This window comes from Rhodococcus sp. BE178 (assembly GCF_050433545.1).
Lineage (GTDB): Bacteria > Actinomycetota > Actinomycetes > Mycobacteriales > Mycobacteriaceae > Prescottella.
The window spans coordinates 1-23,276 of the sequence record NZ_JBNPXA010000001.1 but is presented as its reverse complement, the minus strand read 5'-3'; the positions used below and the strand labels follow the sequence as shown (position 1 = coordinate 23,276).

The 23,276-nt window shown below is 67.5% G+C and carries 22 protein-coding genes and 1 pseudogene; 3 read left to right on the top strand and 20 right to left on the bottom strand.

Annotated features, from left to right (window positions below; genetic code table 11):
- Positions 1–101: 101 nt before the first annotated feature.
- The 11 genes and pseudogenes from J2X34_RS00115 to J2X34_RS00065 all read right to left on the bottom strand — a co-directional run bounded on the left by J2X34_RS00115 (position 102) and on the right by J2X34_RS00065 (position 11,408).
- On the bottom strand, positions 102–1,580 hold the full coding sequence (locus J2X34_RS00115) for an aldehyde dehydrogenase (protein WP_114718902.1): 1,479 nt from the start codon (positions 1,578–1,580) through the stop codon (positions 102–104).
- The gene (locus J2X34_RS00110) at positions 1,577–2,224 is read right to left on the bottom strand and encodes an HD domain-containing protein (RefSeq protein WP_114718903.1); all 648 of its coding nucleotides are present in this window, start codon (positions 2,222–2,224) and stop codon (positions 1,577–1,579) included. Before J2X34_RS00110 ends, J2X34_RS00115 begins: the two co-directional genes overlap by 4 nt.
- 6 nt (positions 2,225–2,230) lie before the next feature.
- Entirely contained in the window at positions 2,231–3,538 is a 1,308-nt protein-coding gene (locus J2X34_RS00105; protein WP_114718904.1) for an NAD(P)/FAD-dependent oxidoreductase, read from the bottom strand.
- 2 nt (positions 3,539–3,540) lie between these two features.
- On the bottom strand, positions 3,541–3,861 hold the full coding sequence (locus J2X34_RS00100) for a 2Fe-2S iron-sulfur cluster-binding protein (protein WP_114718905.1): 321 nt from the start codon (positions 3,859–3,861) through the stop codon (positions 3,541–3,543).
- Positions 3,862–3,872: 11 nt separating this feature from the next.
- Positions 3,873–4,610, bottom strand: a complete 738-nt coding sequence (locus J2X34_RS00095) for an SDR family NAD(P)-dependent oxidoreductase (protein ID WP_114718906.1) — start codon at positions 4,608–4,610, stop codon at positions 3,873–3,875.
- Position 4,611: 1 nt separating this feature from the next.
- On the bottom strand, positions 4,612–6,426 hold the full coding sequence (locus tag J2X34_RS00090; RefSeq protein WP_429515784.1) for a PEP-utilizing enzyme: 1,815 nt from the start codon (positions 6,424–6,426) through the stop codon (positions 4,612–4,614).
- 68 nt (positions 6,427–6,494) lie between these two features.
- Positions 6,495–7,568: a PEP/pyruvate-binding domain-containing protein gene (locus J2X34_RS00085; protein WP_114719001.1), complete on the bottom strand. Its 1,074-nt coding sequence runs from the start codon at positions 7,566–7,568 to the stop codon at positions 6,495–6,497.
- 57 nt (positions 7,569–7,625) lie between these two features.
- Positions 7,626–8,894, bottom strand: a pseudogene (locus J2X34_RS00080) (cytochrome P450); the annotation flags it as partial.
- 2 nt (positions 8,895–8,896) lie between these two features.
- Positions 8,897–9,664, bottom strand: coding sequence for an HD domain-containing protein (locus tag J2X34_RS00075; RefSeq protein WP_114718908.1), 768 nt, complete (start codon positions 9,662–9,664; stop codon positions 8,897–8,899).
- 76 nt (positions 9,665–9,740) lie between these two features.
- Positions 9,741–10,493 carry an IclR family transcriptional regulator gene (locus J2X34_RS00070; RefSeq protein WP_254622615.1) on the bottom strand — a complete coding sequence of 251 codons (753 nt, stop codon included), beginning with the start codon at positions 10,491–10,493 and terminating at the stop codon, positions 9,741–9,743.
- Positions 10,494–10,958: 465 nt separating this feature from the next.
- On the bottom strand, positions 10,959–11,408 hold the full coding sequence (locus J2X34_RS00065; protein ID WP_429515783.1) for a hypothetical protein: 450 nt from the start codon (positions 11,406–11,408) through the stop codon (positions 10,959–10,961).
- A gap of 237 nt (positions 11,409–11,645) precedes the next feature.
- On the opposite strand from J2X34_RS00065, the gene J2X34_RS00060 reads away from it, so the two are divergent.
- Positions 11,646–12,941 carry a helix-turn-helix transcriptional regulator gene (locus J2X34_RS00060; RefSeq protein WP_114718911.1) on the top strand — a complete coding sequence of 432 codons (1,296 nt, stop codon included), beginning with the start codon at positions 11,646–11,648 and terminating at the stop codon, positions 12,939–12,941.
- A 539-nt stretch (positions 12,942–13,480) separates the two neighbouring features.
- On the opposite strand, the gene J2X34_RS00055 is transcribed toward J2X34_RS00060, so the two are convergent.
- From J2X34_RS00055 to J2X34_RS00015, 9 genes are all read right to left on the bottom strand, one after another.
- A complete protein-coding gene (locus J2X34_RS00055) occupies positions 13,481–13,879 on the bottom strand; it encodes a hypothetical protein (RefSeq protein WP_114718912.1) in 399 nt (132 codons plus the stop codon).
- Positions 13,876–15,477, bottom strand: a complete 1,602-nt coding sequence (locus J2X34_RS00050) for an acyl-CoA synthetase (RefSeq protein ID WP_114718913.1) — start codon at positions 15,475–15,477, stop codon at positions 13,876–13,878. Before J2X34_RS00050 ends, J2X34_RS00055 begins: the two co-directional genes overlap by 4 nt.
- Positions 15,474–16,310: a 3-(cis-5,6-dihydroxycyclohexa-1,3-dien-1-yl)propanoate dehydrogenase gene (gene hcaB / locus J2X34_RS00045; protein WP_114718914.1), complete on the bottom strand. Its 837-nt coding sequence runs from the start codon at positions 16,308–16,310 to the stop codon at positions 15,474–15,476. Before hcaB ends, J2X34_RS00050 begins: the two co-directional genes overlap by 4 nt.
- Complete coding sequence (locus tag J2X34_RS00040; protein ID WP_114718915.1) at positions 16,307–17,188, bottom strand: alpha/beta fold hydrolase; 882 nt, start codon at positions 17,186–17,188, stop codon at positions 16,307–16,309. Before J2X34_RS00040 ends, hcaB begins: the two co-directional genes overlap by 4 nt.
- A 64-nt stretch (positions 17,189–17,252) precedes the next feature.
- Positions 17,253–17,825 carry an aromatic-ring-hydroxylating dioxygenase subunit beta gene (locus tag J2X34_RS00035; RefSeq protein WP_114718916.1) on the bottom strand — a complete coding sequence of 191 codons (573 nt, stop codon included), beginning with the start codon at positions 17,823–17,825 and terminating at the stop codon, positions 17,253–17,255.
- Between the two features lie 7 nt (positions 17,826–17,832).
- Positions 17,833–19,062, bottom strand: coding sequence for an NAD(P)/FAD-dependent oxidoreductase (locus J2X34_RS00030; protein WP_114718917.1), 1,230 nt, complete (start codon positions 19,060–19,062; stop codon positions 17,833–17,835).
- Entirely contained in the window at positions 19,059–19,409 is a 351-nt protein-coding gene (locus tag J2X34_RS00025; protein WP_114718918.1) for a bifunctional 3-phenylpropionate/cinnamic acid dioxygenase ferredoxin subunit, read from the bottom strand. Before J2X34_RS00025 ends, J2X34_RS00030 begins: the two co-directional genes overlap by 4 nt.
- A complete protein-coding gene (locus tag J2X34_RS00020; protein WP_114718919.1) occupies positions 19,406–20,743 on the bottom strand; it encodes an aromatic ring-hydroxylating dioxygenase subunit alpha in 1,338 nt (445 codons plus the stop codon). Before J2X34_RS00020 ends, J2X34_RS00025 begins: the two co-directional genes overlap by 4 nt.
- An 18-nt stretch (positions 20,744–20,761) precedes the next feature.
- Entirely contained in the window at positions 20,762–21,577 is an 816-nt protein-coding gene (locus tag J2X34_RS00015) for a 2-keto-4-pentenoate hydratase (protein ID WP_429515780.1), read from the bottom strand.
- 162 nt (positions 21,578–21,739) lie between these two features.
- Here J2X34_RS00015 and J2X34_RS00010 point away from each other — a divergent pair, with 162 nt between their 5' ends.
- Both J2X34_RS00010 and J2X34_RS00005 read left to right on the top strand, forming a co-directional pair.
- Positions 21,740–22,711 carry a zinc-binding dehydrogenase gene (locus J2X34_RS00010; protein ID WP_429515779.1) on the top strand — a complete coding sequence of 324 codons (972 nt, stop codon included), beginning with the start codon at positions 21,740–21,742 and terminating at the stop codon, positions 22,709–22,711.
- Positions 22,708–23,142, top strand: coding sequence for a PaaI family thioesterase (locus tag J2X34_RS00005; RefSeq protein WP_429515777.1), 435 nt, complete (start codon positions 22,708–22,710; stop codon positions 23,140–23,142). The genes J2X34_RS00010 and J2X34_RS00005 overlap by 4 nt, the downstream gene beginning before the upstream one ends.
- The last annotated feature ends 134 nt before the right edge of the window (positions 23,143–23,276 follow it).

Here is a 23,276-nt window from a genome sequence, read left to right as displayed (position 1 = left end):
TGTTTCGTGCGTTCCGACCAGCGACGGCAGCCTATCCGTTCGGTCCGGAAACGGGACAGGACGTGGACGGGCCCGTGGGGTCGCGCACTACTAGTCGCGCACTACTGCCGGTGGTGGACGGACTGCGGTGTGAGGTAGGCGTTCAGACCCTCGATTCCGAACTCGACTCCCAGGCCGGAGTCTCCACGTCCTCCGAACGGCGCACTGTGGTTCGAGGCGAAGAAGTTGATGCCTACCGATCCGGTGTCGATCCGGCGTGCCACCTCGATGGCACGATCCTCGTTGGTGGAGAAGATGATTCCGCCGAGACCGAACGCGGTGTCGTTAGCGATCGCGACGGCGTCGTCGACGGTCTCGTACCGCATGACAGTGACGACCGGTCCGAAGATCTCCTCGCGGGCGATGGTCATCTCCGCAGTGACATCGGCGAAGACGGTGGGCTGCACGAAGTACCCGCGGTCCGTGTCAGCGCGGCCACCGCCGGTGGTGAGGCGGGCGCCCTCGGCACGAGCGCCCTCGATGTACCCGAGGACCTTCCCGTACTGCGCCTCGGTCGCCGATGGTCCGAAGACGGTGTCGCCGTCGAAGGGGTCCCCCTGCTTGGCCGCGGCGACGGTGCGCGTGACGGTGTCGACGACCTCGTCGTACCGCGCCGCAGGCGCGAGGATTCTGGTCGAGATGTAGCAGGTCTGGCCCGTGTTGCGCATGCAGGACCGGATCAACGCCTGGGCGAAGGCGTCCAGATCGGCATCCTCGAGCACGATCGCCGATGATTTGCCGCCCAGTTCGAGTGTGACCGGCCGCAGTAGTTCACCGCACGCCGCCGCGATCTTCCTGCCGACCGGGGTGGACCCGGTGAATGCAACCTTACGGACCAGAGGATGGCGCACGAGGTGGTCCCCGACGGCGCCCGTTCCGGTCACCAGGTTCACGATGCCGGGTGGGACGCCGGCGGCCGCGACCGCCTCGATGACGAACCGGATCGACAGAGGGGTGGTTTCGGCAGGTTTGATCACGACGGTGCAGCCGGCGATGAGTGCGGGCGCCAGCTTGGCGACGACGAGGTTGATCGGGAAGTTCCAGGGCGCGATGAGGACACACACGCCGACCGGGTCGCGAAAGACGGTGGTCGTGCCGAGCCCGTTCGGGTAGGGGCGCTCGTCGTCGCGCTCGAGATACGACGCCAGTGATGCGAAGTAGCGGAAGATCCCGGCGGCATTCGCCGCACTACCCGAGGTCTCGGCGACAGGGCTGCCGTTCTCTCGGGTGTTCGTCCACGACATCGGTTCGGCCCGCTTGTCGATCTCGTCCGCGATCCGCAGCAGGTACTCCGCGCGGTCGGACGGACGCAGATCCGACCAGCCCGGTCCGCGGAAGGCACGGTCGGCGGCGCCGACCGCGGCATCGACGTCGCGAGTGGAGGCGTTCGGTACCGAACCCCACACCTCCTCGGTGGCCGGGTCGACGACGTCGATGCGCGCGTTGCTCGTGGACGTGACCCAGGTGCCGTCGACGAAGAGATCGTCGACGTGTGTGTAGGGAAGCTCGACCCGGTCCCTGCTCGGCACGGCCCGTGTCATCGCAGCACGTCCGTCTTCAACAGCGCGCGGGACCGATCGAGGTCTGCCACGGCGATCCGGTATCCGGCTTCGGTTTTCAGTTCGGGCAGGATCTCGCTCTCGAGTCGGTCGCAGTACACCGAGGGCGTCATCCCGAACCAGGACGAGGCAAGTGCGATACCGACGGGAGCGAAGCGCCACAGACGGTCGGCGTCGCGCACGAGTTCGTCCTCGAGGGATTTGGCGTCGGGCCGTGTGTCGTGGCCGTCGATGATCTCGCAGACGCGCTCGACGAACTCGTCGTCGTAGCCGAGCGGCGGCAGTACCTCGCGAGCGATGATGCAGCCCTGACGTTCGTGTTCGTACCGGATCGCGGCCTTGCGCCAGTCGCCGCTGAAACCTTCGGAGATGATCCGTGATTCGTCGACACGCCCCCATCCGGTGTCGTGCAGCAGGATCGAGACGCGGACGATGAGCGAGTCTGCCTCGGGGTAGCAGTCGCACAGGCGCTCGGCGTATGCGAACGACGTGGGCAGGTGGATGTCGTTGCCGCGGGCCCGGGACTCGGGAACCACCGACTTCCAGATCGGATCCAAGTCGGTGTCGGCGTCGGGAGCCACGACGATCGGCGAGGTGTCGACGGGAAGGGCGGTAGGGGTACGCATTGCGCACTACCTCGATTCGGATGGAGTCGGAGCCGGGAGCGCGTCCGCGCTCTCGGCGGTGATCGTCTTGAGGGCCGTCGCAGGGTCGGCCGCGAGATCGGCGGGGATGTGGGCACCCTTCGCTAGGGCGCCCCGCACGGCCATGAAGTCGAGCGGGTTGTTGACGCAGTCGGCCGCGATGAGGCGTCCGCCGCGGTAGTACAGAACCGTGTACTTGCCTTTCGCCTCGTCCCTGCGCACGACCGTGGTGTCGTATCCGGTCGACAGGCCCGCGATCTGCAGCTTCAGATCGCCCTGGTTCGACCAGAACCACGGAATGCTGGTGTATTCGGTGCGGCGCCCGGTGAGCGAGTAGGCGGCGATCTTGGCGTGTTCGATGGCGTTGTTGACGCTCTCGACCCGGATCCGGTCGCCCGGGTCGGCGCCGGGCACGGGGTTGGGCATGTTTGCGCAGTCACCCACGGCGACCGTGGTGCCGTCGGAGGCCAGCGCGTACTCGTCGACGCGGACGCCGTCGTTGCAGACGAGTCCCATCGACTGCGCCAGTTCGACATTGGGCACGACGCCGATGCCGACGAGCACGATCTGCGCGGGCAGGACGCGTCCGTCGGTCAACTCGACGCCCGTCACCGCGCCGTCCGCTTCCACGATCCGGGAAACCTTGGCGTCCAACTCGATTCGCATTCCGCGTGTGCGGTGTGCCTCGAGGAGATACTCCGACGTCTCCGGCCCGACGGCCCGGCCGACCAGGCGCGGCCCGGCCTCGAGCACCGTAGCGCTCTTGCCCATCTTCAGGGCGCTCGCGGCCGCCTCGATCCCGATGAACCCGCCGCCGACGACAACGATGTCGGTGGCGTCCGGCATGCGCCGGCGCAACTCGAGGGCGTCGTCGGCATTGCGCAGGTACAGCACCCCGTCCAGGTGGTGGCCCGGTACGTCGATCGTTCGCGCGCGGGCACCGACGGTCAGCGCCAGACGATCGAAGGGGAACCTCGTGCCGGACGCCGCGACGGCGACGCCCGACCCGTCGGGCCCGCGCTCGACGCTGGTGATGCGCTCACCCTTGACCAGCGAAATGCGGTGCTCGTCCCAGTATTCCGCGCTGCGGAAGATCAGCGATTCGGCGGAAACCAGACCCTGCAGGAACTCCTTGGACAGTGCCGGCCGCTGGTAGGGGCGGTGGTTTTCGTCGCCCAGCAGGGTGATCGGCGGGGCGTACCCGAGGGCGCGGAGCGAGCCGGCCAGCTGGACGCCGGCCTGGCTCGACCCGATGACGAGTAGCCCGCTGCCGGCGGCGGAGTCGTCGGAAACCATTGTCACACCTGCGTTTCCGGGGTGCGCACGTGCAGATTCATGCCGTCCGTGAGTTTGACCTGGCAGGACAGGCGGGAGTTGTCCTGGCGGTCCACCGCCGTGCCGTAGAGCATCTCGTCTTCCATGTCGTCCATCGCCGACAGGTCTTCGAACTGGTCCGGCCGGACGAAGACATGGCACGTCGCGCAGGACAGCGAGCCTCCGCACTCGGCGATGATGCCGGCGACGCCGTTGCGCATCGCGACCTCCATGACGGAATCGCCGACACTGCCTTCGACGACGCGGGAGTTGCCGTCGTGATCGGTGTAGGTGACTGTGGGCATTGCTGCGCCTCCTAGATGAACTGTCGGCCGCCGTCGACGACGAGTGTCTGGCCGGTGATGTACTTGCTGTCCGGACCGGCCAGGAACAGTGCGGCTCCGACGATGTCGTCGGGCTGACTGGCCCGCTTGATCGCGCCGCGGTCGACACCGTAGGTCTCGGCCTGTTCCATCAGGCCGTAACTGGCCTCGGTGAGGGTGAAGCCGGGAGCGATCGCGTTGACGGTGATCGACCGCGAACCCAACTCCTTGGCCATGACCCGGGTCAGAGCGACCACGCCACCCTTCGATGCGACGTAGTGCATCCAATTCGCCGATCCGCTGAGAATCGTTGCGGAGGAGAGGTTCACGACAGATCCGCCCTCTGCCAGGTGCGGGCTGCAGGCCCGCGCACACATCCATGGCCCCTTCAGGTTCACCGCCATGACGCGATCCCATTCGCCCGGGTCGATCTCCTCGAAAGCTGACCGGGTCACGCCGGCGTAGATCGCGGCGTTGTTGACGAGGACGTCGATGTGGCCGCCCCCGAACTCGGCGACCGCGGTCGCCATCGCGTCGGTGGATTCCACCGAGGTCACGTCCACCGCCGTCGACAGCGCCTCGGCCCCGCGCTCGCGGAGCTGTCTCGCCGTCTCCTCGGCGCCCTCGGCGTCGATGTCGGCGACGGCCACCCGGTAGCCGCGGTCGGCGAATCCTTCCGCGAATGCGCGGCCGAGTCCTCCTGCGCCACCGGTGATCAGAACGGTTCGCATGTCACTCGCCCACGATCGTGACGACACCCTTGGTGCCGTCGACGTGCAGGCGTTGCCCGGTCTTGATCTGCGTCGACGCGGACCCGGTGCCGGTCACGGCCGGCAGACCGTACTCGCGGCACACGATCGCGGCGTGGCTCATCATGCCGCCGATGTCGGTCACCGTCGCCTTGATCTTCCCGAAGATCGGGCCCCAGGACGGAGCGGTGACCGGGGCGACGAGAATCTCGCCGTCCTGGACGAGAGCCAGTTCGTCTGAACTGGTGATCACGCGGGCGATGCCTTCCACGACACCCGGCGACGCGGCCATGCCACGGAGATTGTCGCCGGACTGGTCGTCGTCGTTGAGCCACTGCTGGACCTGCTCGGTGGTGATGCCGTAGAGCATGCTCGTGAACGGCTCGGTGATGAACTCCGGGGGCGTGTTGAGCGCCGGCTCGGGGCGGCGGGACTTCAGCGCGTCGACGATGCCTCGACGGCGTTCGATCTCGGCGGGCCAGTAGTGCGGTCCGGTCGGCTCGGCGCCGACGGCCCATGCGGTGGCGAGGTCGAACAGGGCTTCGCGCACCTCGCCGCGCTTGAGGTAGAGCAGGTCGTCCTGCTCGGGCCAGAACCCTTCCTCATGCAGCATGCGGGAGAGCTCGCGGACCTTGCGCCAGAAGACGCCCATCGTCCAGTGCTCGATGTAGAAGTTGTGGTTCTCGACGTACGGGTAGGCGGTGCGGGCCAGTCCGAGCTTGGCGTCGAACGACTCTCGCGTGTCGTCGTCGAGCAGGTCGCGGTACTCCTCGGCGATCCGGTCGCGCTCGGCGGCCAGTTCGGCGACCGGGCGCATGATGTCTTGCCCCTCGCCGAGGCGCCGGATGTAGTCGGCGATGTAGCCGAGCGGCAGTTCCTGGTGCTCGATCCAGTACTTGTCGTGGCCGTAGAAGCCGTTGCCGACGGTGAAGTTGAACCACGGATCCTGGGCGCCTTTGTACTGGGTGATCCACCGGGCGCCGTTCTCCGCCGCCGCGATCCGGGCCAGGGTGCCGTCCGGGTCGTCCGTGTTGTCGAACAGCCCGGTCAGCCCGAGCTCGACGGCCAGCTTCGCGAGGCCCTTGAGTTCGTCGTCGGGCCGGAACAGCTCCATGTCGACGCCCTGGACCATCGTCGCGATCGACTGGTCGGGGATGTTCGGGAACACCTCCTTACAGAAGCCGAAGAAGTCGAGGTACGCGATGTACCCGAGGTTGAGGAACTCGAAGTGGTACTGCCAGTTCTGGTAGCAGAGCTGGATCAGCCGGTCGTAGTTCTCGAGCAGAACCTCGGTGCCGTCCATGGCCTTCCCCGAGCGGATGTCCTCGATCGACACCATGTCGGGCAGCTTCGCGAACGACAGCGCGTTCATCTCGTCGATCGTCTGGCGGACCTTCTTGTGCCACTGCTCGAGCAGTGGCTCCCAGTTCTGGTAGTAGTACGCCGCGCGCTCCTCGAACTGCGGTGCGCGGGTGTCGAACTCCTCCTCGGGAGCGGGGATCGGCGACATGTACAGGTAGCCGAGGTGCATCTTGAACTCGATGCCGTTGGAGTTCGGGATGAGCAGGTGCCGGGTGTTGTACTGGCCCAGGCACTTGACGGCGAATTCACCGCCGATGGTCTCGAAGGGCTTGAAGACCGTGGGCCAGTGCTGGCTGTCGCAGAACCAGAACTTGGCGTCGTCGACTTCCTTGCGGTTCGGCTGGAAGACCATGTTGTACGGGTAGAGCTCCTCCCACCCCTCGGCGCCCGCGGGCGTCTCGAGGTCGAAGGGGCTCGGAAAGGACTTCATCGTCATGGGAGTTCCTCTGGAAGGAAAGCGGTGCGGGGCGGGTGCTGGATCTGTACGCGGAGTGCGCGGTCGGATCAGGCGGAGCGCGGCTTGGTCATTGCTCGGCTGATCGAGCTCATGTCGAAGCTCCGTCGAGCAGGCTTGGTGGTCTCGGTTGCCTTGTCCTGAGCGGGTTTTGCAGACCACACGGTTTCGGGGCGGGACTGCAGCAGCAGGAGGTTCTCGCCGTCCGGGAGGTCGGCGTCGAGTGCCCACTCGATGTCCTGCGGGCATCCGTAGTGCTTCTCGGCGCGTTTGGCGATCGCGGCGACGGCCTTCAGTTCCTCGTCGCTCAGGCTCCGGCAGGCGCGGCGGTCGGCGTCGACCTCACGCTCGACGAGGCGGTGGGAGACGGGATCGGGAACCAGTTCGGCGTGTTTGTCGCCGATCGTCTCGGACACCACGGTCAGCATCACCTTGTCGAGCACGATGTTGTCCGGGGTGACCTGACCGGAGACCACCATCTCGCCGACACCGTACGACGCGTCGACGGTGATCTTCGAGCGGTCCCCGTTGGTGGGGTCCATCGTCATCGCGACGCCGGCGACCCTGGCACTGACCATCTTCTGGACCGCCACGGCCATCGAGAGTCCAGCGTCGGGGATGTTGTTCTTCAGCCGGTACGTGATCGCGCGACTGGTGTAGAGCGATGCCCAGCAGTGCCGGATGTGCTCGAGTACCTCGTCGACCCCGTTGAGCCACAGGTAGGTGTCCTGCTGGCCGGCGAAGCTGGCGTCGGGCAGATCCTCCGCGGTCGCCGACGACCGCACAGCCACCGGCACGGGGTGCTCGAATCGTGACTGCAGGCGCTCGTATGCGTCGATCGTCAAGCGCCGCAGCGGCTCCGGGACCGGGCGCGAGGTGATCGCGTCCCTGATCCGGATGGAGATATCATCCACGCGGGTGACGTCCTCGGGATCGAGGCCGGCGAGCAGCTCACGGATCTCGTCGGCGATTCCGGCCGTCGCGATGAAATCGTCGTACAGCGTCGTGGTGAGTGCGAAGCCGGGTGGCACCGGCATGCCGGCCGCCGTCAGCGACACCAGCGACGCGCACTTGCCGCCCAACTGATCGTGCTGCGGTTCCCGCGGGCTGTCGAAGAACTGGATGTACCGTGCCGACGCGGTCTCGGTGGTGCCGTCGGTGTCGGCCCCGCTCTCGCCGAGTGCGTCCCACCGTACCGGTACCGACGTCGGGGCCCGGAACGACAGGTTCTCGCCGAACGTGATCGCGTCGGGATCTACGAGTTCGAGGAACGGCGCTGTTTTCAGTACCTCCTCGACGACGACGCGGGTCTGGAGCTTGGCGAGCATGTTGCCCAGGCAGTAGTGCAGGCCGAAGCCGAAGGCGAGGTGCTCGCGCGCATTGTCCCGAGTGATGTCGAACGTCTCGGGATCGGCGAAGTACGACTCGTCCCTGTTGGCGGAGCCCATCACGAGCAGGACGTTCGCCCCGGCGGGAATGGCCGTTTCGCCGATCATCGTGTCCTCGAGTGCCTTTCGGCGCCACGCGACGATCGAGGGGGAGAAGCGCAGCACCTCCTCGACGGCCTTCGGGATCTTCTTCGGATCCTCCCGCAGCGCCGCCCACTGCTCCCTGTGGGCCAGGAGCAGTCGCAGCGTATTGGAGATCAGTGTCGTGGTCGTCTCGTGCCCGGCGAACAGCAGGCTGTAGCAGACCGACGCGATCTCGTGGTCGGTGATCTCGGTGCCCTCTTGCTGGGCGCGCACCAGGTCGGCGACGAGGTTGTCCCCACCGTGCTCGTGGGCGTGGGCGACCAGTCGCCGGCACTCCTGCCAATACTCGACCAGGTTGTGCGCGTGCGGAATCTGCTGCTCGTCGCTCAGATTGCCCCACGTCATCGCGGCGCGGGAGTCGGACCAGCGCTTGTACTGGTCGACCTGGCTCGTGTCGGCGCCGATCAGTGTCAGGATCGTCACGGTCGGCACGTCGTAGGCGAGGTCGCGCAGCAGGTCACCGCGGCGGTCCTCGTGCGCGAGCAGGGCCCGCAGTTGCTGATCGACATTCGCGCGGACGAACGGCTCGAGTGCCTTGTAGCGGCGTGGAGTGAACGCCTTCGAGGTCGCCTTGCGGATGCGGGTGTGCTCCGGCGGCCTCCGGGCGGACAGTCCGGAGTAGGCGGTGAACCCGCCGTCGTTCATGATCTGCTTGGCCTGCGGCCCCCGTTCACGCACCGGTGCCTGGGCGTTCTCGCTGCTGAAGACCTCCCAGTTGTCGAAGACGGCCTTGATGTCCTCGTAGCGGGTGACCACCCAGCAGTCGATCCGCTCGTCGAACATGACGGGTTCCGCCGAGCGGAGTCGGGCGTAGGCCGAGAACGGATCGTTCATGTCGAACGGTTCGTAGCCATGGTGGGCGACGGGGCAACCACCCGTGGAGACGGTGTCGGTCGTCTTCTGTGTCGGCGCGGACATGTTCACTCCTGGAATCGGGGTGTCGGGTGCTCGTAGAGCGCGGTGTCTGAGGTATTCGTTGCGGCGGAAGACAGTTCGCGAAGCTGCGGTGACACGTCGGTCGACGCGATCGCGGCGAACGCGCGAGCCATCACTCGGGCCGGTTCGGTGCACAGGTGGGCGTGGGTTCGGGACCCCACGAGTCGGAGCGTCTCGGACTGGGCGAGCCCGAACCATCGGCCGACGGTGGCCAGTCCGTGCGGTGTGATCCGCCAGAGCTTGTCGGCATCCTTGACGACCGCGTCGCTGGGGCTTGTGGCCTCGCGGCGGCTGTCGTGACCGTCGATGATTGCGGCGATCTCGTCGATGTCGGTGTCGGGTGTGCCGAGGTCGCCGAGGATCGACCGCGCGATCGCGGCGCCCTCGATCTCGTGGACGCGGACCAGTTCCGGGTGCCGCGGCCGTGGCGCGATCGCCTCCAGCACCAGTTCCTCCGGGACCGTCGACCAGCCGACGTCGTGGAGCAGGATCGCCGGCAGCACGATCTCGGGCCGCGCCCCCGGTACCTGGTCGAGTAGCGCGCGGGCGATGCCGAAGGCATACAGGGTGTGGGCGTCGTTGTCCCGTACCCGTAGGTACGGAGCAGCGCGCCGCCAGATGCGATCCTGAGGCGGGTCCATGTCGATCAGGTGCGGAACGTCACCGGTCGCCGGAACGAGAGCCCGGATGTCCCTGCCGAGGAGGCCGGTGTCGTCAGCGTCGCCTCGGTGCCGTGTGGTGGCGGTCTCCATGTCGTCCTCCTTATGACGTGGACCACTCTTGCTTCCGCCCGCGACGCAGCCAAGCAGGATCTTCCGATGAACGGAATCAACCGAGCCAGAAGGTTCGTATTGCCTGTTCAACGGGCTGCGGCAAAGCCTTGAAGACCTTCTCCAGCCGCGCGCCGGTGCCGCGGAGTGGGGGAAGGAAGCGCGCAATGTCGGCCGATCGGCTGCTCGGGAGCACGATTCCGATCGCTGCGACGACTTCGTCGTTCGGCGCGCGGACCGGTATCGCCACCGAACAGGACCCGAGGGCCATCTCCTCCTGGGTCCTCGCGTAGCCCTGTTCACGGATGGTGTCGAGTTCGCGCGCGAGCCGCGCCGGTTCGGTGATCGTGAATCTCGAGCGACGCTCGAGAGTGTGGGCCAGGTACGTCTCCCTGAACCACGGGTCCTGGTATGCCAGGAGCACCTTGCCGACAGCGGTCGGGTGCAGGGGGAGTCGGCTGCCGACGCGCGCCAGTCGGGGGACGCGTCTGCTTCCGTAGATGCGATCGACGTAGATCACTTCGGTACCGCGGCGCACCACGAAGTGAACGGTCTCGTGGGTGAGATCGAAGAGGTCCTGGAGCGGCGGATGGACGATGTCGCGGAGCCGGAGCCCGGCGTTCTGACCGATTTCCCACAGCCGGATGCCGATCTGGTAGCGGCCGTCGGGTCCGCGCAGCAGTGCGCCCCACTGCTCGAGTTCGCCGACCAGGCGATGAACCGTCGTCAGCGGCATGCTCGTCGCGGCCGCGATGGTGCTCAACGCGTGTGGGCCAGGATCCTCCCCGAATACCTCCAGGATTGCGAGCACGCGCGATGCTGTGGTTCGGCCGGCTTCCCGGGGAGTACCTGCCATGTCGAACCGCCTTCCGACTCTAGGGCCCCCTCGTCCCCAGATCCTGCTCCATCGGGCCGATCGTCACTACATCGCCGGGGTGGAGATCGGTGAGCTCGTTAACCTGGCCGACTCGCATCCTGCCGCTGACGACGTACGCGTGGACGAGGGTTCCGGCGGAGTCGGGTGGCCGAACGGGCGAGCCTGACCCGGTTCCGCCGCGTCGAGTCGGTTCCTCCAGCGACCCATCATCGCAAACTGCAGCCACGGTGCTTCCAGCGTCGATCCCGGCGACGCCACGAACGTCATCCGGGCGGCATCGTGCAGGTGACAGTAATCACACTGGCCGGAAACGGACGGCTGGTGTCGACTACCTCGATGCGCCGCCGGTCCTCCGCTCCATCGGAGGGCATAGGACGCTCGGAGCCTGGTGATCCCGCGTCAGAACGGGGTGGACGTCATAGTGACGATGACAGCGGAAATGGTGGCCACTGCCATCGCGCCGAGCACTACCAGTCCTGCAGCAGCGGTGAGTTGGTTCCATCCGGCGACCATGAGCACGATCGCGACGACGGCGACGAGTGCATCGAGCACGACCGAGATGATCACGGCGGCGTCGATGTCGGTGAGCGCCCTCGCCAGCGCTGTCATGGCGATGCCTTGGATGACGAACCCGACCCCTATGGTCGCGAGTACTGCGGTCGCGATACCGGTACCTGCCGCGAATCCGTTGGCCAGGAGTGCCAGGGGGAGGATGCCGTAGAGGATCCGAGCGATTCCGACACCGCTGATCGTCCATCGGGTGACTGTCTGACGGGCCTGGTCATGGGTGGCCGGCAAATGGGCCTGGTCGGGAGTTGCCACATTTATGGGCACAGTGTCGTATGTCACAATTCTCACCTCGAGTGTAGTGGGTCACTTATGGACGCGATTTCGCGGCCTGAGGACCGCCATTAGTAATGGTTGACGACTGCGGTGCAAGCGACCGGATCGGATTCGAGTTTGGCGGCAGCGGTCGGTGTCCGACGTGAGGTGCACCAGCGAGATCCATCCGGAAGCATTGGCCAGTAAGGGTTTTCATCGGCTCCCATCGCGACTCCCTAAGCGCTTCAGGGTAGATGTGGGTCCATGATCGTCCCGAAAGCGGATGTAATTCGGATTCGTGCTCGAAGGCCCAGAACCAGAACATCACTCATTGCCGAATTCGACCTCGTGCAAACAGACGAAATCGGCGATAATCGAAGAACCCCGTGCTGTGCACCCGACCTCCACAAGGGGTGGTCGATGATCAGAGTCGATGAATTCTCCCGCCTTGTGTCCGCCATCTACGCGACGGCCCTCGCTCCCGAACAGTGGAATTCGGTACTCCGCGGTCTCGTACGCGCCTTCGACGGTCACGGTTCCGGCCTGCTGACGTCGTCGAGGAGCAAGCGACGAGCCGACTGGCAGGTCGGTGGTGAGCCTTCCGCGCAAGCCGCCTACAACGAGTACTACGGTCGACTCGACTATGTGGCAGAAGTCGTGGAAAGCGCTCCGATCGGCATCATTCACACCGGCACCGAGTTGATCTACCCCCACGTGAACACGGAGTTCTACGCCGACTGGTGCCGCCCCAATCATTTCGAGGACGGCCTGTTCGTCCGACTGACCAGCGGTAGCAACACCGCGTGGCTGGGAGTTGCCGCCGAGCGGGGCCCGGAACCGTTCGGAACCACCGATCGGCTTTCGTCGTTCCGACAGTTGATTCCGCACCTACAACAGGCAATTCACACCCAAGCGAGACTCGCGGACCTTGCGCAGAGTGAACGCGACCTGTCCGCGGCGCTCGAGCAGGTGTCGCGCGGCATCGTGATCATTGGACCGGACACACGGATTCTGCACCTCAACACCGCAGCCGAGAGAATCTTCGTTTCCGGCGACGGCCTTCACCTCGATCGGCAGGGATCTATTTCAGCGTCCCTCACGCGTTCTGATCGAGAACTCCGCTCTCTCATGTACCGCGCGCTGAACGCACACGGCGACGGTGTTTCCTCCGGAGGCTCAGTCTCCTGCCCCCGCCCGTCCGGACGATGCGAATATGCAGTTCACGTGGTCCCTCTCAGTGCGGAGACCGTCGAGGAAACCATCGGACTGGACGCATCGAAGGCCACCGCACTCGTGGTGATCGACGACCCCGATCGCGTACCCAAATTGGACACCGCCATGTTGCGCCGGCTGTACGCGCTCACCAGCACGGAGGCGGAGGTCGCGCTGCGGGTCGCTCAGGGCGATGGGTTGAGGCCGATCGCCGAGGAACTCTCCGTCTCGACCACCACCGTCAGAACCCATCTTCAGCACATCTTCGAGAAGACCACCACGCACCGCCAGGCCGAACTCGTCCGACTCCTTCTGTCCATCGGCCCGGCAGGCAACCCCGGGCCATAGCTTCGAACAGTGCCGGCCGCATACCGGGATTTCTGTGACTCGCTTCCGGATGAGCTTGGGCGAGCGCTTGTGTGAGGTAGTCGATAGGGCCCTGCCGTCAGGACACGGGAGCAGATCCTGCAGGTGTTCGCGGATGTGGCCCTGCACGCACGATTCTCGCGGATCGACAACTACGGGCAGTATCGGGGGATGCCGCTCAGTCGGTGTTTCGGGAAGGTGCGCTGACAGCGTCGGAAGGCGGGGCTGCGATGGGTTCGGAGTCGATTCCGGCGAGGAGACCACGACGAATCGTGTCGTCCGACGCGCAGGAGATCTTGAATGGGTACCGCGATGCGCTCGCAGGCGGATGGGCCGTAACGTCGAATCTGCAGTGCCAGTGCCCGTAAGAGTGCGTGACACCGATGAGTCGAGGCCGGCACCCGGGGCGACGCACTGACGGATGTACCGGAAGGTGTCTCGTATGGGGGCGCCGCGGGAGGCCCCGAAAACGTAAGCCGGGCGGTGGGATTCGGTGGAATCCCACCGCCCGTGCGGCGTGATCAGAGGGGGAGGTCGTCGACGGCGGTCGGCGCGTCGGCGACCCAGCCGGGCTCCATGACCAGGAGGGAGAGCTCCGTGATCCCCCGGCGCTCGCCCGGGACGTCGACGTCGACGACGTACCGGAACCCGGCGTCCTCCGCGAACGCGATCGCGGCCAGGTCGCCGGCCGGGACCGGCAGCACGATGCGTCGGCAGGCCGGGTTCTCTCGAAGGACCCGCTCCCCGAGCCCGCGCAGGGTCTCGGCGTCGCGCGGGCCACGGATGTCGAGCTCCAGGTCGGCGATGCCGGCCGGGTACGCGTTGCCGAGCGGCCCGCGCACGGCGTACCGCGCGCGGACCTCGACCGGAGCGTCACCGTCGGTGACGCTGTACGTGAGCGGCCAGCCCGGCGTGCTCATCGGCTCAGCGAGCCGTGGCCGTCGGCGGCCAGCTTGCGCAGCGAGACCTTGTCGAGCTTTCCGGATCCGTTGCGCGGCAGCGAGTCCAGCACCAGCAGCTCCTTGGGGAGCTTGTACCGCGCGAGGCGCTCGCTGGTGAACTCGCGGATCTCCTCGAGCGTCGGATCGGTGTCGGTCGACACGACGAGGACCGCGACGACGATCTCGCCCCACTTGGGGTCCGGGGCGCCGACGACGGCCGCGTCGGTCACGCCCGGGTACTCGACGAGCACCCGTTCGACCTCGGCCGGGTAGACGTTCTCGCCGCCCGTGATGACCATGTCCTTGATCCGGTCGACGATGTAGAGGAATCCCTCCTCGTCGAGGCAGCCGAGGTCACCCGAGTGGAACCAGTTCTCGGCATCGAACGCCGCGTCCGTGGCCTTCTGGTTGGCCCAGTAGCCCGGGGTGACGTTCGGTCCGCGCACGCAGATCTCGCCGGCCGCGTTGGGCTCGGTGAGCGTTGCACCGGTCACCGGATCGACGATCTTGATCTCCGTGAACGGCATCGGTAGACCCGCCGACGACGCCCGCTCGAGCGTGCGCTCGGGTGGCAGTGACGTCGCGAACGGCGCCGTCTCGGTCAGGCCCCACGCCTGCTGCAGTGCGACACCGTGGTGGCCGTATTCCTTGACCAGGCTGGGCGGCACCGGCGCGCCGGCAACGATCGCCGAGCGCAGGTGCGAGAGGTCAGCGTCCGCGAAGTGCGGCAACTGGGCGATCGCCGAGAACATGGCCGGCACCGCGAAGATCGTGTTGATCTTGTACTCCACCAGGTCGGCGAGCGTGCGGGCCGGGTCGAACGTGCGGCGCACCAGCGTCGCACCGCCGCGGGCGAGGCTGCGCAGTGTGAACGAGTTGAGGCACCCGATGTGGAACAGCGGCGCCACCGCGAGGTTCACGTCGCGGCGGTTGGTGTCCACGACGGAGTCCACGTTGAACGAGTTCCACCAGATGTTGCCGTGCGTGAGCATGACGCCCTTGGGGCGTCCGGTGGTACCCGACGTGTACATCAGCGCGGCCAGGTCGTCCGCGAAGCGGGGGAGCGGGGTGAGTTCCACCTCGAGTGCCGCGCCTCGTTCGAGTGCGGCCGTCAGCTTCTCCCAGCGCTCGGACGGCTCGTCGGTCAGCGGCACCGCGTCGTCGTTGTCGACCGCGATGAGCCGCGGCGGAAGCACCGCCGGGTCGATCTCGTCGACCAACGGCATGTGGCTGGGCTCGACGACCAGCACACGCGGTCCGAAATCGCTCAGCTGGTAGGCGATTTCGGCGGCAGCGAGCCGGAAGTTGACCGGCACGAAGACCGCGCCCACCCACGCCGACGCGAGGTAGCTCACGAGGAAGGTCGGGCTGTTGAGGCCGAGGTAGCCCACCCGGTCGCCCTTGCGGACGCCCGCCGCGTGCAGCGCCAGCGCCGCCGAGTGCACGCGCGCGGTGAGCTCACGGTAGTTCAGCTCCTGGCCCTCGTAGATGAGGGCGGTGTTGGCGCCGTGCAGCCGGCCCAGCGACTGCAGTGCACGGGCGGGGCTGATGTTCACAGGGGTCTTGTCGGTGCTCACAGATCGTCTCCGCCCGCTGCGGTGCGGAATCCGCGAGCGGCGATGCCGCCGTCGACGGGAATGATCGCACCGGTGATGTTGGAACTGTTGGCCGCGGAGGCCAGCAGCACGTACGGCGCCGTGAAATCGGCAGGTTCGACACTCGCGTCGTGCAGCGGCAGGAGCGGGTTGTCACCCGTCGTGGTGCCGCGCGCGAACGACGCCTCGATGGAACGGTCGGCCAGTCCGATCGACTCGGGGCCGCGCAGGTCGGTGCGCATGCCGCCGGCCGCGACACCGTTGACGCGAACCTTGGGAGCCAGCTCGTACGCCAGTTCCAGCACGAGTCCGCGGCAGGCGTGCTTGCTCGCGGTGTACAGCGGTCCGCCTCCGTTCGGATAGAAGGCCGAGTTCGACAGCGTCATCACGACGCTGCCGCGGGTCTTGACCAGCTCACGCCACCCCGCCTCGACGGCCAGCAGATAGCCCTTGACGTTGATGGCGAACAGCTCGTCGAACGCCGCGGACAACGCGTCGCCGTCCAGCCGGGTGATGCTGCGCTGGTAGTCCCAGATACCCGCGTTCGGCACCAGGGTGTCGAGTTTACCGAAGCGCGCGACGGCCTCGGTGACCGCGCGATGCTGGTCGGTGGTGGACCGGACGTCGGCCTCGACGGTGTGCACCCGGTCGGCGAGATCGCCGACCGACTCGATCAGGTCGTCCAGCTTGGCGGTGTCACGGTCGGCGACCACGACGGAGGCACCCTCGGCGAGGAAGCGCTCGGCGATCGCCCGGCCCAGCCCGGAGCCACCGCCGGTGATGAGGGCGACGTTGCCCTCGAGCCACCCGGTCATGCGTCCCCCGAACAGTCCGCCAGGAAGTCGGCCACGAGCCGCTCGAACTCCTTCTGACGCTCGACCTGGACCCAGTGGCCGCACTTGCTGAACGCGTGCAACTGCACGTCGGGGATCTGCTTGAGCATCAGCTGCGAGCCCTCGAACGTGATGGTGCGGTCCTCGGTGCCCCACAGCAGCAGCGTCGGAGCCTTGATCTTGTGGGCGTTGCGCCACAGCGGATCCATGCCGTGGCGGCGGGCGAACGCGGCGTTGTAGCGGTGGTAGAACTCGATGTGGCTCTCGTCGAGCGACGCCTCGTAGCGGGCCTCGATGTTCGCGTCGTCGAACTGCTTGGGATCGGCGACCATCGTGCGGACGAAGTCCTTCATCTTCTTCACGCTCGGGCCGCCGCCGTTGTAGTAGCGGAACATGGCCTTCTGGCCCTCAGTCGGCGTCGGGCCGAACGGCAGCCAGCCGCCGCCCGGCGCCATCAGCACCAGACGGGTCACCCGCTCGGGGACGGCGAGCGCGAGCGCGATCGCGGCGGCGCCGCCGAGGCTGTTGCCCATGAGATGGAACTTCTCGATGCCCATCGCATCGAGGGTCTGGATCAGTGCGTCGACGGTGATCTGCGTGATGCTGCGCTCGTGCAGGTCCCCGTCGGTGGGGCGGTAGCTGCCGCCGAAGCCCGGCTGGTCCGGCAGGACAACGCGGAAGTGCGGCGTCAGCGCCGGCAGGTTCTGGCTGTAGTTGGCGATCGCCGACGCGCCCGGGCCGCCGCCGTGCAGCATCACCAGGACGGGGCCACTGCCGGCCTCGCTCACCTTGATGGTGCCCAGCGAGGTTTCGACCTCGCGGGTGCTCAGGGCTGTCTCCGCCGCTGCATTCGTTGTCACTGTTTCACGCGCTCCTGTGTCTGGGAAGAGTCGGTGTCGGGATGGGATCGTCGCCGTGGCGCGATCAGAAGAAGGTGCTGATGTTCTTGGCCAGCAACACGTTCTGGTCGAGCAGGATCGTGCGGCGGGCGACGAGCAGCGAGCCGGGAGGGCCGTCGGGGTTCTCGCGGAGGATGTCCTCGCGTCCGCCCGAGTAGATGTCGACCTCGCGTTCGAGACGGTTGCGGTAGACGAGGAAGTTCGAGCGGACGTGCCATTGGCCGATCTCGCGCTCGTCCTCGTCGGCGTGGCGGACCACGACGTTGCTCACCAGGTGCCGGGTGCGCGACGGCGGATCCTCCGCCCACGCCATGCCGGAGTCGAAGCGGCGGATGCGCCACGCCAGGCTGGCGCGGGTCTCGTCGAAGAATGCGGCCTCACCGCGCGCGGCGACCGCGAGCGACTGCTGGCGCCGCAGGCGGTTGGTGCGGGTGGGAGCCCAGTAGTGCAGGTCCTCCGCCAGCAGGTCGAGCCAGTCGGTGAACCGGCCGTCGTCGATCAGCTCTGCTTCGTGGAAGTACAGCTGCTGCACCCGGAAGTGGGTGTCGGCGTCGGCGGTGGGGCGCTGCGTGGTCGGCTGGGTGGTGTCGGTTGCCATGAGTCAGTCATCCTTTGGCGAGCTTGCGCAGGTTCACGGTCGGGTCGGCCAGCGCGGCCGGATCGACGGGAAGTGCGCGGTCGATGATGATGCGCGCGGCCCGCACGGCGGGGCCGCCGTCGATGAACGCGGCGCCGACCAGGGTGTTGCCCCGGACCCGGAACGCCATCTGCGGTCGGGTGGCGTCGTCGGCGTACGGCCGGATCACGGTCTCGCCTTCGGCGGTCATCGATCCGACGCCCTGCACGTGGATGCCGTGCCGGTCGGACCAGAACCACCCCGCGCACTCGGGCTCGGGGTCTTCTCCCAGGACGCGGGCGGCCACCGCGCGTCCGTTGAGCTGCGCTGCCTCCCAGTGCTCCTCGCGACGATGGAGTGTGCCGTCGGCATCACGTCGGCGTGCCACGTCACCAGCGGCGTACACCGCGGGATGGCTCGTCCGCAGGTTCTCGTCCACCAGGACACCGCCGTCGACGTCGAGGCCCGCGGTTTCCGCGAGTTCGGTCGACGGGATCGAGCCGATGCCCACCAGGACCGCGTCGGCGGGGAGTTCGTCGCCGGTCGTGAGGACGACGACCACGCTGTCGTCGTCAGTCGAGCGGATCTCGGCGACGCCCGCCGTGTGCACGTCGATGCCGTTGGCGGCGTGCTGGTCGTGGAGGTAGCGCGCGAGCTCCGGGCCCACGGCGGGGGCGATGGGGGGATCGATCGGATCGACCAGGGTGACGGACGCTCCGAGCTGCAGTGCGGCGGAAGCGGTCTCGGCACCGATCAGGCCCGCGCCGATCACCACCAGGCGAGCGCCGGGTACCAGGCGGGCCTTGAGGGCGCGGGCATCGTCGATGGTGCGCAGCAGGTGGACCTGCGGCAGGCCACCGCCGGGCACCGGCAACGGGCGCGCGCCGGCGCCGGTGGTCAGGATCGTCACGTCGGCGTCCAGACGAGTGCCGTCCGCCAGTTCGACCACACCCTCGTCGGGCTTCAGTGCCGTCACGGCGACGCCGGTGCGCAGCGTGACCCTCTGTGCGAGATACCAATCCGGCTTGGCGAGAGCGAGATCTGCCTCGTCGGCGGTACCGAACATGAACGCCTTGCTCAGCGGCGGACGGTCGTACGGCGCGGGTCCGCCGTCGACGAGGGTGATCTCACCCTCGAAGCCGCGGGCCCGCAGTTCGCCGGCGGCGCTGACTCCCGCCAGACCGCCGCCGACCACGACGACTGCGGAGGGGGTACTCACTGCGCCTCTGCGTTCTGGCCGGGGTAGAGCCAGATCTCGTCGTCGGTGACCTCGACCTTGTGGGCCGCGACGTCCTCGGTGGCCGGCATCGAGAGCACCGAGCCGGTGCGCAGGCAGAACCTGCCCGAGTGCAGCGGGCATTCCACCTGGCCGCCCTCGATCCAGCCGTCGGCGAGCGACGCCTCGCCGTGGGTGCAGCGGTCGTTCAGGGCGAAGTACTCGCCGTCGTCGTGGAAGACGGCGATCGGCTCGCCGGTGCCGGTCTGCTCGGCGTCGACGACCAGCGCCTCGCCGTCCTCGATGTCGCCGACCGCGCCGACCTTGATCCTGGTGATGGTCTCGCTCACTTCGCGCCCTTTTCGTGCCATGCCGGTGTGTTCATCAGTTCTGCCCAGCGTCGGTAGAAACCGCGGCCGGCGGCGTCGCTGTACAGCTCGCTCGTCTTGCCGGGGTAGACGCCGTCCTCGCGCTCGCTGCCCAGGCCCATCTGGTAGTTGAGCGGCACACTGTTGGTGATGAAGCCGCCCGCGATGGCCTGGCACTCGCTCCAGTTCTCTCCGTCGTCCTGCTCGAAGATGCCGCTGGGACCGAACGTGCGCAGGTTGTACAGGCGCTGGGCCTCACGCACTTCCTCGGGCATGGACTTGTCGACGATCGTCCACGCCCAGACCTCCATCTTGTCCGGGCCCTTCGGGTGCCAGACGCGGATGCTGCCGTTGACCGGCAGGTACGAGAAGTTCGGGAAGACGGTCGCGTGGCCCGTGGTCATCGGGCCCTCGACGCGCTCGTCGCCGAGGCGCTCACGCAGCGCGTCGTAGTCGTAGTACTCGTGCACCGGCTGCGCGTCGAAGCGGCTGCGCGGATGCGTCGGGAACCCGGCGCCGTGCCCCATCGGATCGCTGAACTGGCGGCCCGGCGTGTTGACGATCTCGGCCTTCGGCCCACGGCCGGTGGGGGAGAGCACCATCAGCGCCGACGCGTGCGACATGTTGACGTGGTACCAGTCGGTGGCGAACTGCTCGGCCGCCAGCTTCCAGTTGCCGTCCAGCACCCACTTGTGGATACCGCCCACGGCGACCGTGCCCTCGGGATCGCGGTCGAGCATCGCGTCCATGTAGTAGGTCATCCCGCCGAGTGCTTCCTTCAGCGGCGGTGCGTCGGGGTTCCACGTCGCGAAGACCAGGCCGTGGTACGTGTCGAGCTGCGCGACCTCGACCAGGCCCCAGTCCTTCTTGTCGAAGCTCTCCGGGTAGCCCGCCTCGTTGGGGACGCTGACCAGCTTGCCGGCGGTGTCGAAGCTCCAGCCGTGGTACGTGCACGTGAAGTTCTTGGTGGCGCCGAAGTCGGCGCGGCACACGCGGGCGCCGCGGTGGCGGCAGGAGTTGAGGAACGCGCGGATCTTGCGGTCCTTGCCCATCGACACGATCACCGGATCCTCACCCATGAAGGTGGTGAGGAAGTCGCCCGGCTTGGCGAACTGCGACGTGTGGCCCAGGAACAGCCAGCTGGGCGCGAAGATGCGGCGCAACTCCTGCTGGTAGATCGCGTGGTCGGTGAAGACCGCACGGTCGACGTAGCCGTTGTCGCCGTCCACCATCGTGGACACGTCCACGAACTTGGTGAGGGCGGCCGGCCTCTGGATCGAACCCTGGGGAACGGCGTTGCCGTCGGAGGTACACATAGGTCGTCTTCCTTCGAGCTAGACGATGCGGACGGTGACGTCGGGCAGGCCCGGCGAGGTGACACCGAAGGTGGAGCCGGCGGCCAGCGGGACCGCGGCGTGGACGGCGCCGGCCAGGACGAGGTCCCCCGAGCGCAGGTGATCGCCGTACTGCGCGAGCGAATCTGCCAGCCAGACAATGGCGTTGAGCGGGTGATCGAGCACCGCGGACCCGGGCCCCTCACCGACGGTCTCGCCGTCGCGGGTGAGCGTGAGGATCCGTTCCGGGAGCGTGTCGAGGAGTTCCGGGGTGGCAGGAACACCCGGACCCGCGACCAGACGGGCGCTCGACGCGTTGTCGGCGACGGTGTCGACGAGGCCGATCTTCCAGTCGGCGATGCGGCTGTCGATGAGTTCGAGGCTGAGCATCACCTCGCCGACCGCATCGCGCACCTGCTCGAACGTGAATGCGGACTCGCCGGGCACCAGGTCGCTCGCGAGGCGGAACGTGAACTCCGCCTCGGCGCGCGCGGCCACGAGGTCGTCCAGGGCCTGCTCGCCCTCGTGCGGGACGACCATCGTGTCGAGGATCGCGCCGAAGTCGGGCTGGTCGACACCGAGTTGGCGCTGCATCGCGAGCGACGTCAGCCCGATCTTGCGGCCGACGACCCGTTCGCCGGCCTCGACCCGACGCGCGATGTTGCGGCGCTGGATCTCGTACGCGTCGGCCACGGTGAGGTTCGGGTGGGACGAGGTCGGTTGCGCGATCGGCCGCCGAGTGCGCTCCGCCTCGGCAAGCTCTGCGGCGAGCGAGGGGACTGCCGCATGCAGCGCGCCCCTGGTGTCAGTTGGCATGCGTACAGGAGACCGTCGGGGCGACACCGAGTGCCAGCGGTCGTGCCGAGGTACGGCACGGTCTCTCGCGCGAGGGCCCGGCGGGCGTCGACCATGGGTATCCGAACACGTATTTCACGACCGCTGCACCCTGCGGTTGTGTCCGACAGCACAGGAGAATCCATGCTCGCAGCCGTCGCCGTCGCCCAGAACGCGGACGATCCGCTGAGCGGTCTCGAACTCCGCGAGGTTCCCGACCCGGTCGTTCCGGACGGTTGGGCCAAGGTCGCGGTGCGGTCGTCCGCGCTCAACATGCACGACGTGTGGACGCTGCGCGGCGTCGGTCACCCGGCCGATCGGATCCCGATGATCCTGGGCTGCGACGCGGCCGGTGTGGACGAGGACGGCAACGAGGTGATCGTCTACCCGGTGATCGCCGATGCCGACGGTGGTGGCGGCGACGAGACGCTCGACCCCGGTCGTGCGTTGCTGTCCGAGCAGCACGACGGTGCGTTCGCCGAGTACCTCGTGGTGCCCCGGCGCAACCTGATCCCCAAGCCCGAGTGGCTGTCGTTCGACGAGGCGGCGTGCCTGCCGGTCGCGTGGACCACCGCGTACCGGATGCTGTTCACGCAGGCGCAGATCAAGGCCGGCGACCGCGTCCTGGTGCAGGGTGCCGGCGGTGGTGTCGCGACCGCCGCGATCAGTCTGGCGGCCGCCGCGGGCGCCAAGGTATACGCCGCGAGCCGCAGTGCCGAGAAGCGTGCGAGCGCGCTCGAGCTCGGTGCGCACACCGCGATCGAGGCCGGCGCCCGGCTGCCCGAGAAGGTCGACGTGGTGATCGAGACCGTCGGCGAGGCCACGTGGGCGCACTCGATGCGCGCGCTGCGTCCCGGGGGCACCATCGTCATCGCGGGTGCGACGTCCGGCTCCAACCCGTCGGCCGACCTCACCCGCATCTTCTACCTCCAGCAGCGCATCCTCGGGTCCACCGGTTGCACCCGGGCGGAGCTGGTGTCGATGCTGCGGATGATGGAAGCCACCGGACTGCGACCCAAGATCGACCGCGTGATTCTGTTGCAGGACATCCACTCCGGATTCCAGGCCATGATCGACGGCGACGTCAACGGCAAGGTCGTGGTGAAGGTCTCGTGAGCATCTGGATCGGCGATCCCACCATCGAGATCGCGAACGAGAAGGACGTCGACACCCTCAACCGCAACCTCGGCATCGAGCTGACGGAACTGACCGAGAACTCGCTCGAGGGCCGGATGCCGGTCGACGAGCGCACCAAGCAGCCCGCGGGCGTGCTGCACGGTGGCGCCTCGGTCGCGCTCGCCGAGACCCTCGCCAGCTGGGCGTCGATCTTCGCGGTGGATCGCAGCAAGTTCCATTGCGTCGGTATGGAGATCAACGCCAACCACGTCCGACCCGTGAGCTCGGGCTGGGTGCACGGCAAGGCGACGCCGCTGGCATTGGGCCGCAAGACGCACGTGTGGGAGATCAAGATCGTGAACGACGAGGGCAAGCTCGTGTGCATCTCGCGATGCACGATGGCCGTCCTGGAGACGCCGTCGCAGTACTGAATTCGTTCGCTGGAGGTGGGGGCCGGGCCCCCCCCCCCCCCCCCCCCCCGGGGTTGGGGGGGTGGGGGCGGGAGGGCCCCCCCCCAGAGCGCGGGCGCCAACAAATTTTAATTTATTTTTGGAAAAAAAGCAGT

Excerpts from the sequence above, each read along its gene's own strand:
- J2X34_RS00060 (WP_114718911.1), top strand. The coding sequence starts at position 11,646 with ATGATCGTCCCGAAAGCGGATGTAATTCGGATTCGTGCTCGAAGGCCC.
- hcaB (WP_114718914.1), bottom strand. The coding sequence starts at position 16,310 with ATGACCGGGTGGCTCGAGGGCAACGTCGCCCTCATCACCGGCGGTGGC.
- J2X34_RS00110 (WP_114718903.1), bottom strand. The coding sequence starts at position 2,224 with ATGCGTACCCCTACCGCCCTTCCCGTCGACACCTCGCCGATCGTCGTG.
- J2X34_RS00020 (WP_114718919.1), bottom strand. The coding sequence starts at position 20,743 with ATGTGTACCTCCGACGGCAACGCCGTTCCCCAGGGTTCGATCCAGAGG.
- J2X34_RS00055 (WP_114718912.1), bottom strand. The coding sequence starts at position 13,879 with ATGAGCACGCCGGGCTGGCCGCTCACGTACAGCGTCACCGACGGTGAC.
- J2X34_RS00015 (WP_429515780.1), bottom strand. The coding sequence starts at position 21,577 with ATGCCAACTGACACCAGGGGCGCGCTGCATGCGGCAGTCCCCTCGCTC.
- J2X34_RS00090 (WP_429515784.1), bottom strand. The coding sequence starts at position 6,426 with ATGACGATGAAGTCCTTTCCGAGCCCCTTCGACCTCGAGACGCCCGCG.
- J2X34_RS00075 (WP_114718908.1), bottom strand. The coding sequence starts at position 9,664 with ATGGAGACCGCCACCACACGGCACCGAGGCGACGCTGACGACACCGGC.
- J2X34_RS00095 (WP_114718906.1), bottom strand. The coding sequence starts at position 4,610 with ATGCGAACCGTTCTGATCACCGGTGGCGCAGGAGGACTCGGCCGCGCA.
- J2X34_RS00115 (WP_114718902.1), bottom strand. The coding sequence starts at position 1,580 with ATGACACGGGCCGTGCCGAGCAGGGACCGGGTCGAGCTTCCCTACACA.
- J2X34_RS00100 (WP_114718905.1), bottom strand. The coding sequence starts at position 3,861 with ATGCCCACAGTCACCTACACCGATCACGACGGCAACTCCCGCGTCGTC.
- J2X34_RS00010 (WP_429515779.1), top strand. The coding sequence starts at position 21,740 with ATGCTCGCAGCCGTCGCCGTCGCCCAGAACGCGGACGATCCGCTGAGC.
- J2X34_RS00035 (WP_114718916.1), bottom strand. The coding sequence starts at position 17,825 with ATGGCAACCGACACCACCCAGCCGACCACGCAGCGCCCCACCGCCGAC.
- J2X34_RS00105 (WP_114718904.1), bottom strand. The coding sequence starts at position 3,538 with ATGGTTTCCGACGACTCCGCCGCCGGCAGCGGGCTACTCGTCATCGGG.